1 protein-coding gene is annotated in these 1,259 nt (G+C 44.6%); it reads left to right on the top strand.

Annotation, left to right across the window (positions count from 1 at the left end; genetic code table 11):
* Positions 1–2 precede the first annotated feature (2 nt).
* Positions 3–1,187 carry an elongation factor Tu gene (gene tuf / locus B0187_RS10055; RefSeq protein ID WP_078237711.1) on the top strand — a complete coding sequence of 395 codons (1,185 nt, stop codon included), beginning with the start codon at positions 3–5 and terminating at the stop codon, positions 1,185–1,187.
* Positions 1,188–1,259 lie beyond the last annotated feature (72 nt).

The following is a 1,259-nucleotide window of genomic DNA, read 5'->3' as shown; positions in this document are numbered from 1 at the left end:
AAATGTCTAAAGAAAAATTTGAACGTACAAAACCGCACGTAAACGTGGGTACAATCGGCCACGTTGACCACGGTAAAACAACTTTAACAGCAGCAATCACTACCGTATTAGCGAAACACTTCGGTGGTTCTGCACGTGCATTCGACCAAATCGATAACGCACCAGAAGAGAAAGCGCGTGGTATTACCATCAATACTTCACACGTTGAGTATGACACAGCAACTCGCCACTACGCACACGTTGACTGCCCAGGACACGCGGACTACGTTAAAAACATGATTACCGGTGCGGCACAAATGGACGGTGCTATCTTAGTAGTAGCAGCAACAGACGGTCCTATGCCACAAACTCGTGAGCACATCCTTTTAGGTCGCCAAGTAGGTGTTCCTTACATCATCGTATTCTTAAACAAATGCGATATGGTGGATGACGAAGAGTTATTAGAATTAGTTGAAATGGAAGTTCGTGAACTTCTTTCACAATATGACTTCCCAGGCGATGACACACCAGTAGTACGTGGTTCAGCGTTACAAGCATTAAACGGTGTGGCTGAGTGGGAAGAAAAAATCCTTGAATTAGCAGGTCACTTAGACAGCTACATCCCAGAGCCAGAGCGTGCGATTGACAAACCATTCTTGTTACCAATCGAAGACGTATTCTCAATCTCTGGTCGTGGTACCGTAGTAACTGGTCGTGTTGAGCGTGGTATCATCAAAGCGGGTGAAGAGGTTGAAATCGTTGGTATCAAAGAAACCGCGAAAACAACCGTAACTGGCGTTGAAATGTTCCGTAAATTACTTGACGAAGGTCGTGCAGGTGAGAACGTAGGTGCATTATTACGTGGTACTAAACGTGAAGAAATCGAACGTGGTCAAGTATTAGCGAAACCAGGTTCAATTACCCCACACACAGACTTCGAATCAGAAGTTTACGTATTATCAAAAGAAGAAGGTGGTCGTCACACTCCATTCTTCAAAGGTTACCGTCCACAATTCTACTTCCGTACAACGGACGTAACAGGTACTATCGAATTACCGGAAGGTGTTGAGATGGTAATGCCAGGCGATAACATCAAGATGACTGTAAGCCTCATTCACCCAATCGCAATGGACGAAGGTCTTCGTTTCGCGATTCGTGAAGGTGGTCGTACCGTAGGTGCGGGTGTTGTTGCGAAAATCATCAAATAATGATTTGAGAACAAATCGCAAAACCATAGCGAAATAATAAGAAAGGCGTATCGAAAGATACGCCTTTTTGCT

The sequence above is a fragment of the Haemophilus paracuniculus genome, from assembly GCF_002015115.1.
GTDB lineage: Bacteria > Pseudomonadota > Gammaproteobacteria > Enterobacterales > Pasteurellaceae > Haemophilus_E > Haemophilus_E paracuniculus.
The sequence above is the reverse complement of the archived record's forward strand: the minus strand, read 5'-3'. Positions and strand labels throughout refer to the sequence as shown.

Coding starts and splice junctions, on each gene's coding strand:
- tuf (WP_078237711.1), top strand. CDS start 3: ATGTCTAAAGAAAAATTTGAACGTACAAAACCGCACGTAAACGTGGGT.